This window comes from Burkholderia sp. Ac-20392 (assembly GCF_017104585.1).
In the GTDB taxonomy this organism is placed as follows: domain Bacteria; phylum Pseudomonadota; class Gammaproteobacteria; order Burkholderiales; family Burkholderiaceae; genus Burkholderia; species Burkholderia lata.
In genome coordinates this window covers 1-7510 of record NZ_JAAGPB010000413.1, presented here as the reverse complement: position 1 = coordinate 7510, position 7510 = coordinate 1, and the positions used below count along the sequence as shown (strand labels likewise).

Annotated in this window: 7 protein-coding genes and 1 pseudogene; 5 read left to right on the top strand and 3 right to left on the bottom strand. The window is 67.3% G+C overall.

From position 1 onward, the window contains the following. The 4 genes from G3N99_RS30590 to G3N99_RS30575 form a co-directional block, all read left to right on the top strand. Positions 1-863, top strand: an 863-nt coding sequence (locus G3N99_RS30590; RefSeq protein WP_241011927.1) for an ATP-binding protein, incomplete at its 5' end; no start/stop codon positions are given. Continuing rightward, the gene (locus tag G3N99_RS30585; RefSeq protein WP_206124238.1) at positions 853-2214 is read left to right on the top strand and encodes a sigma-54 dependent transcriptional regulator; all 1362 of its coding nucleotides are present in this window, start codon (positions 853-855) and stop codon (positions 2212-2214) included. The genes G3N99_RS30590 and G3N99_RS30585, both read left to right, overlap by 11 nt. Positions 2215-2236: 22 nt before the next feature. Further along, on the top strand, positions 2237-2566 hold the full coding sequence (locus G3N99_RS30580; RefSeq protein WP_174941052.1) for a DUF3579 domain-containing protein: 330 nt from the start codon (positions 2237-2239) through the stop codon (positions 2564-2566). 270 nt (positions 2567-2836) lie between these two features. Next, positions 2837-3688, top strand: coding sequence for an alpha/beta hydrolase (locus G3N99_RS30575; protein WP_166890034.1), 852 nt, complete (start codon positions 2837-2839; stop codon positions 3686-3688). A gap of 80 nt (positions 3689-3768) precedes the next feature. On the opposite strand, the gene plcR is transcribed toward G3N99_RS30575, so the two are convergent. From plcR to G3N99_RS30560, 3 genes are all read right to left on the bottom strand, one after another. Continuing rightward, positions 3769-4365 (bottom strand): phospholipase C accessory protein PlcR, encoded by a 597-nt coding sequence (gene plcR, locus G3N99_RS30570; RefSeq protein WP_206124237.1) that lies wholly within the window; start codon positions 4363-4365, stop codon positions 3769-3771. Continuing rightward, a complete protein-coding gene (locus G3N99_RS30565; protein WP_206124236.1) occupies positions 4365-6518 on the bottom strand; it encodes a phospholipase C, phosphocholine-specific in 2154 nt (717 codons plus the stop codon). The genes plcR and G3N99_RS30565 overlap by 1 nt, the downstream gene beginning before the upstream one ends. A 351-nt stretch (positions 6519-6869) precedes the next feature. Then, positions 6870-7319, bottom strand: a complete 450-nt coding sequence (locus tag G3N99_RS30560) for a PACE efflux transporter (protein ID WP_174942124.1) — start codon at positions 7317-7319, stop codon at positions 6870-6872. Positions 7320-7418: 99 nt separating this feature from the next. On the opposite strand from G3N99_RS30560, the pseudogene G3N99_RS30555 reads away from it, so the two are divergent. Beyond that, positions 7419-7510, top strand: a pseudogene (locus G3N99_RS30555) (LysR family transcriptional regulator); the annotation flags it as partial.

Below are 7510 nucleotides of genomic sequence, written 5' to 3'. Positions count from 1 at the left end.
AGGACGCGCTGCGGCGCGCGAACGACCAGCTCGAGCTGACCGTCGCGCAGCGCACGGCCGCGCTGACGGCCGCGAACGAACGGATGCAGCGCGAGATCGTCGAGCGCGAGCGCACCGAGCAGCGGCTGCGCGCGTCGCAGCAGGAAGTCGTGCATGCGGGCAAGCTCGCGGTGCTCGGGCAGATGGCCGCCGGCCTCACGCACGAGCTGAACCAGCCGCTCGTCGCGATCCGCACGCTGTGCGACAACGCGCGCACGTTCTTCGAGCGCGGCCAGCCGGCGCCGGCGCTCGCCAATCTCGAACGGATCGGCAAGCTCGTCGACAGCATGGCGGTGCTCACCGGCGAGCTGAAGACGTTCGCGCGCAAGCCCGACGTCGAGCGCGTCGCGGTCTCGCTGAACGAGGCCGTCGCGCATGCGCGGCTCATCTACGACGCGCGGATTCGCGACGAAGGCGTGCAGCTCGACGTGAACATCGCGCCGGGCACCGCCGTGTCGGCCGAATCGAGCCAGTTGCAGCAGGTGATCGTGAACCTGCTCGGCAACGCGCTCGACGCGGTGCACGACGCGCCCGTGCGCCGCATCGTCATCGAGGCCGCCGGGCCGGACGAAGCCGGCCGCGTGCGCTTCACCGTCGCCGACAGCGGCGCGGGCATCGCGCCCGAGGTGCTGCCGCACCTGTTCGAGCCGTTCGTCACGACCAAGCCGCGCGGCCAGGGCCTCGGGCTCGGCCTCGCGATCACGTCGCGCATCGTCGAGGCGTTCGGCGCGAAGATCGCCGCGACGAACCGCGACGAAGGCGGCGCGCAGTTCAGTATCGAATTCGCGGCGGCGACGCTGCAAAGGACAGAGCATGGAAGATGAGATTCGGGTGCTGGTCGTCGAGGACGATGAAAACGTCCGGATCGGCGTCGAGCAGGCGGTGGCGCTTGCCGGCTTCGCGGTCGATGCGTTCGCGTCGGCCGCCGACGCGCTGCATCACGTCGCGCCCGGCGCACCGGTCGTGATCGTGTCGGACGTGCGGATGCCGGGCATCGACGGGCTGCAGCTGCTCGATCGCGTGATGGCCATCGACGCGCAGATCCCGGTCGTGCTGATCAGCGGCCATGCCGATATCTCGACGGCCGTCGGCGCGATGCAGGTCGGTGCATACGACTTCATCGAGAAGCCGTTTTCGTCGGACGTGATCGCGGGGCGCGTCGCGCGCGCGGTCGAGAAGCGCCGCCTGACGCTCGAGGTGCAGGGCCTGCGCGCGGCGCTGAACAACTGGCAGGGCATCGAGGCGTTCGTGCTCGGCAAGTCGCCCGCGATGGCCGACGTGCGCAAGAAGATCCTGCGCCTCGCCGATACGTCGGTGTCGGTGCTGATCACCGGCGAAACGGGCACCGGCAAGGAGCTGATCGCGCGCAGCCTGCACGACTTCGGCGGCCGGCGCGACGCGCATTTCGTCGCGCTGAACTGCGGCGGCCTGCCCGAGCAGGTTTTCGAGAGCGAGCTGTTCGGTCATGAAGCCGGCGCGTTCACCGGCGCGATCAAGAAACGCATCGGCAAGATCGAATGGGCGGACGGCGGCACGCTGTTCCTCGACGAGATCGAGACGATGCCGGTTCCGCTGCAGATCAAGATGCTGCGCGTGCTGCAGGAGCGCGTGGTCGAGCGGCTCGGCGCGAACGAGCTGATTCCGGTCGACTGCCGCGTGGTTGCCGCATCGAAGACCGATCTCGCCGAGCTCGCGGCCGATGGCCGCTTCCGCGCGGACTTGCTGTATCGCCTCAACGTCGCGCAGATCGAACTGCCGCCGCTGCGCGAGCGGCGCGAGGACGTGCCGCTGCTGTTCGAACATTTCGTGCTCGCGGCCGCGCGGCGCTTCGGGCAGCCGGCGCCGGTCGTCACGGCTGCGCAGGTATCCGAACTGATGACGCATGCGTGGCCCGGCAACGTGCGCGAGCTGCAGAACGTGGCCGACCGCTTCGTGCTCGGGCTGACCGGCGACAGCCTGCTGTCGTCGGGCGGCACGCCGGCCGTGGGCGGCACGCTCGCGGAACAGCTCGCGTATTTCGAGCGGATGCTGATCGAGGACATGCTGCAGCGTCACAACGGCAACGTCGCGGAGGCAAGCGAAGCGCTTGGCATGCCGAAGAAAACGCTCTATCACAAGCTGCGCAACCTGCGGATTCCCGCGCGCGGCGACGCGGCGGCCGATGGCGGCGAATGACGCGAACGAGGACACGTACAGCATGGATCGCATCGAAGTCACCGAACAGGGCCGCATCACCGGCCACCTGATCCGCGGCGTCACGCGCGCGCAGAAAACCTTCCGCCCGAGCGACTGGCCCGAGCGCCTCGCGGGCGTCATCACGCTGTTCGTCGGCGAACGGCGGCCCGGCTATCCGTGCGCGCTGTCGCGGCTCGCGATGCCCGTCGTCGACGGCAACGTCAAATGCCTGTTCGTGTCGGACGAATTGCGCACCGTCTGCGCGGACGCATTCGATTTCGCGATGCAGTTCGCGGCCGACAACGACCTCCCCGTCGCGCTTCAGACCGCGCCCGCGCTGGCGGTGCGCTGACACGCGGGCCGCTTGCGCGGCGCGCGGCCTTCCCTTTTCCCAGGTTGCGATGCGCCGGTGCGCAGGCCGTCGCACGCCCTTTTCAGGCGTGTCCGGCTTCGCGTCCAATCATTAGACGATTGAAAGCATCGACACCCGCCCCCTTCCGACAAGGGTTTCCGGCCGAGCCATCAATAAAATTGATCGTCACGATGAAAATTATGCGTTTTCCTTGCAGGTCGCCGTGATGCATAGTTGCGTCGTGTTGACGCACCTTTGAGTCTTTCAGTCATGAACATGCGAATCGAGCCGTCCGTGCTCGCGAACCCCGACCTGCAATTTGCGACGCTTTCGTCAGGCATCAGCCTGCCGTATGTCGAGCGGGGCAGTGGCGCGCCGATGGTGTTCGTGCACGGCTCGCTGTGCGACTACCGCTACTGGGATCCGCAACTCGCGTCGCTGTCGGCTCACTACCGCTGCATCGCGCCGAGCCTCAGCCATTACTGGCCGGCCGTCGAAGCGGGCATCCAGGACGAGTTCAGCTGGCAGAACCACGTCGACGAGCTCGCCGAATTCATCGATGCGCTCGATCTGGGCCCCGTGCATCTGGTCGGTCACTCGCGCGGCGGCAGCGTCGCGTTCAACGTTGCGCGCCAGCATCCGCACCTCGTCGAATCGCTGACGCTCGCCGATCCGGGCGGCCCGCTGCAACAGCCGGGCGTGCGCGAAGCCGCGCTGCCGGCCGCCGCGATCGCGCTGCGCACGAAGGCCGTGAACCTGATCGGGCAAGGCGACGTCGAATCGGGCCTCGAAATGTTCGTCGATTCCGTGAGCCTGCCGGGCGCATGGAAGAAGAGCACGTCGCGCTTCCGCACGATGGCGATCGACAACGCGAGCACGCTGCCGAAGCAACTGCGCGACCCGCTGCCCGCGTACTCGCAGCACACGGCCGGCGACATCGCATGCCGCACGCTGCTGATCGACGGCCAGCGCAGCCCGAAGATGTTCCGCAACAACGTCGACACGCTGTCGCAGTGGATCGGCAATGCGCAACGGCAGACCGTCGCCGGCGCGTCGCACGGGATGAACGCAGCGAGCCCCGCCGTGTTCAACCGCTTCGTACACGAGTTCGTCGCCGCGTAAGTGCTCCCGGGCGGCTTCTGCGCCGCCCGTTCTCCTCGCAGTTCAACGACGATGCGGATACACGCCGCATCGCCGCTCCATCAACCGCCGTGCGTTACCGGCGCGTCCGTCCCGTAGATCTGCCTGCGCAATTCCGCCAGCCGCGTATCGAGCGCCACGCGCTGCTGCTCGCGGTCCGGCACCGTGCGCACCACCTCGTCGATGATCTTGCGGCTCTGCGCAACATAGTCCGCATCCTGCCGTTCGCGCGCGGGCGAGGCCGGCCGCTCGCCCATCGCGAGATCGCGCAGATGGTCGCGCAATGCATCGCTCGCGGCCTGGCGTGCGCCGGCGTCCGGTTCCGCATCCTGCAGCAGCAGATCCGCGAGGCCCGACGCCTCGCGCGGATCGAGCTTGCCCGCATCCGCATCGGCACGCAGTTGCGCGAGCAACGAACGGGCGCGCGCCTGACGGTCGGCCGCGTTCAGCGCGTCGCGTTCGTGTGCATAGCCGTCGAGCTGCACGCGGAAATTGACCGGCGACGCGGCCGCTGGATTCGTCATGGATGATTCCTGGCTGACTACGGTGGAAGAAGCGTGTGGCGTGCCGCCCGGACGGCCGCTCCACAGCACGACGGCCGACGCGACGGCGCCTGCCGCCAGCGCGATCGTGCCCCATACGATGACGGTTCGGTTCATCATGCGGTCCCTGTCACACGCGCGAAGAGCGGATCGGTCACGCTCGCCGCGCCGGTTTCGACATGGCCGGCCAGCGTGCGCAGATAGCCCGCATCCGCATCGATCGTCACGCTGAAGTCGTACCAGCCACCGCTTGCCGACAGGTTCAGCACCGTGTCGATGGCAGCGCCCGCCGCGACCGTGCCCGAACGCGGCGCGGCGCCGTAGCCGTTATCCGTGAGCGTCGCGACGAGCGGCGTGCGGCCCGCGTTGCGCATCCGCACGACAAGATTGCCGTCGGCGCGATAGGCGACCGTCACGTCGAACAGCGGCGCGCTCGACGCCGCACTGCCCTTGAAGCGGCGGAAAAAGCCGTTCGGCCCGTACGCGGCGAGGTCGTAGCGCCCCTGCGTGTCACGCACCGGCCACCACTGGTCGCTCAACACGCGGCCGCTCTGGATCGTGTAGAAGCGCGGGCCGTTCTGCGCGATCGCGTCATGCACATGGAACACCGCGGCCGACGTGCCGGCCGCGTTGCCCGGCACGGCCTTGCCGTTGTTCGCGAAGCTCACGTTCAGCACGCCGGCGCGCGTATCGAGCGCCGCTTCGACGAACAGCTCGTACGGCACCGCGCGCAGCTTGCGCTGCCCCGGTTCCTGCACCGGCAGCGGCGCATTCTCGGCCGGGTAGCTCGACGGATAGCTCGGCTTCGCGAGGTAGTACTGCACCCAGTACGCGTTGTCGAGCTGCGCCTTCGTCGCAGTCAGGTTGAGCAGTGCGGGCGGCACCGTGCGGTCCGCATCGCCCGCGAAGTCGAACGCCGACGTGAGATCGCCGCACACCGCGCGGCGCCACGGCGTGATGTTCGACTCATAGACTTCCGGATGATCGTCGCCGAAACGCTTCTCGATGAAGCGGATCACCGACGAGTGATCGAAGACTTCGGAACAGGTCCACCCGCCCTTCGACCACGGCGAGATCGCGAGCAGCGGCACGCGCGTGCCGAGCCCGATCGGCAGCCCGGACGCCTGCTCGATCTCGCCTTCGACGCTGACCGTCGACAGCCCCTTGCCGGCCTTCCACGGCGGCACGGGTGCGGTCACGTGGTCGAAGCGGCCGTCGCCTTCGTCGTAGCAGATCAGGAATACCGTCTTCGCCCATACGTCGGGATTCGACGTGAGCGCATCGAGAATGCGCGACACGAATTCCTCGCCGAACGACGGCCCCCACCACGGATGCTCGGACGACGAGAACGGCGGCACGATCCACGACACCTGCGGCAGCCGGTTCGCGAGCACGTCGTCGCGCAGCGACGCGATGCCGCGCGCGGTCAGCCCGCGCTGGTTGAGCGGCGAGCTGGACGACGCCGACTTGTACTGCGAAAACCACGCGAGCGCGTTGCAGTCGTAGTTGTTGGTGTTGTCGATCCAGTAGCGGCTCGACAGGAAATTCCACGCGACATTGAACGAACCGACACCGCCTTCCTGGTAGACGCGCCAGTCGATGCCGGCCTGCTGCAAGCGTTCGGGGAAGGTCTTCCACGACACCGTGCCCGTGCGGTCGCCCATCCAGTTCGACATCGCGACCTGGCTGCCGTCCGCGTTCGGCGACGAGCGCCCCGTCATCAGGTAGAGCCGGTTCGGATTGGTCGGCCCCATCATCGACTGGTGATACGCGTCGCAGATCGTGAACGCGCTCGCGAGCGGGTAGTAATACGGCAGGTCGTTACGCTTGAAGTAGCCCATCGCGTCCGGCCACTGCACGGCCATCCACTGGTCGTTGCGCCCTTCGTTCCACAGCTTGTGGAACGCATCCCACTCGTGGTTCTCGGGCATCATCCACTGCGCCCACGTCTTCGACGTGTCGAGATGCCAGGGCACGTAGTCGCGGCCCTTGTAGTTCTGGTACCAGACGCTCTTGCCGTCGGGGCGCGCGACCACGCGCGGATCGTTGAAGCCGCGCACGCCCGGAAACGTGCCGAAGTAATGGTCGAATGCGCGGTTTTCCTGCATCAGCACGACGATGTGCTCGACGTCCCGGATCGTGCCGGTCACGCGGGCCGGCTCGACGGCAAGTGCGCGGCGAATGCTTTCGGGCAGCGCCGCCGCGAGCGCGGCAGCGCCGGCCGCCTGCGCCGAGCGGGTCAGGAACGTACGGCGATCGATACGCGACATCGGCAATCCCTCCTCGTTTTTCTGGCCGGACGGGGATGGTCATGCAGGCGGCATGCGCCGCGTGCGGGCGATGCGCGGCCTCGGGGCCGCAAAGCGGTTCCGAACCAGGCGCGCGGCGCGTCGGCGGCCCCCTCCTGCCCGCCGCGCGCGTCATCGATCTGTCGGATTCTAGAAAGGGAAATCGGACAGTTTTGTTAAGATCCGACAAATATCCAGACGATTACGACATTAGAAGTCCTCTACAATTTCTTCCGTCACATGCCGGACATCGACGACAGGTTGAGCACCAACGAAAAACGGCGGACGCATGCGCGCCCGCCGTTGCTTGTCACACCACGCCGCCGGCGTGTCCTACCACGCGGCCGGCTCCGGCTCCGCCTTGCGCGTGACCGCATCGGGCAGCCCGAACACGCTGTCGAACGCCCAGTTGTACGTGAACGTGAAGATTGGGAAGAACACGATCAGCACCGCGTCGTACAGGAACGCCTGCAGCAGCGACACGTCGAGCCACCACGCGATCAGCGGGATCAGGAACGTCACGAGCGCAATCTGGAAGCCGATCGCATGCAGCACGCGGCGCCCGACCGTGCGCGTCGTCGCTGCGCTTTTGCGCTCCCACGCCTCGAACACGAGGTTGTACAGGAAATTGACGGTGACGCCCGTCGTCGAGATCATCACGCCCAGCAGTCCGCTCGTCGCCACGCTCGCGCCGCTCAGCATGCCGAGCACCGACGATGCGATCAGGATGCCGAGCACCTCGAACATCACGACGTAGACTATGCGTCTCTTCCACCCTTGCATGACCATCCACCTTCTATCGAACAAGGTGGCGAGACTATCAGCGGGTAGCCCGTCCGCAAAAGTCAGGTCCTTTCAATTTTTCTGACAGGAAGCCCTCGCATGCTGACCAGCGACCACATCGACATGCTGCTGACCGTCATCGACAAAGGCTCGTTTTCCGCCGCCGCGCGGGCGCTCGGCCGCACGCCGTA

What these genes read in the sequence shown, in the direction of transcription:
- G3N99_RS30585 (WP_206124238.1), top strand. Translation starts at nt 853, where the DNA reads ATGGAAGATGAGATTCGGGTGCTGGTCGTCGAGGACGATGAAAACGTC.
- G3N99_RS30580 (WP_174941052.1), top strand. Translation starts at nt 2,237, where the DNA reads ATGGATCGCATCGAAGTCACCGAACAGGGCCGCATCACCGGCCACCTG.
- G3N99_RS30575 (WP_166890034.1), top strand. Translation starts at nt 2,837, where the DNA reads ATGAACATGCGAATCGAGCCGTCCGTGCTCGCGAACCCCGACCTGCAA.
- plcR (WP_206124237.1), bottom strand. Translation starts at nt 4,365, where the DNA reads ATGAACCGAACCGTCATCGTATGGGGCACGATCGCGCTGGCGGCAGGC.
- G3N99_RS30565 (WP_206124236.1), bottom strand. Translation starts at nt 6,518, where the DNA reads ATGTCGCGTATCGATCGCCGTACGTTCCTGACCCGCTCGGCGCAGGCG.
- G3N99_RS30560 (WP_174942124.1), bottom strand. Translation starts at nt 7,319, where the DNA reads ATGCAAGGGTGGAAGAGACGCATAGTCTACGTCGTGATGTTCGAGGTG.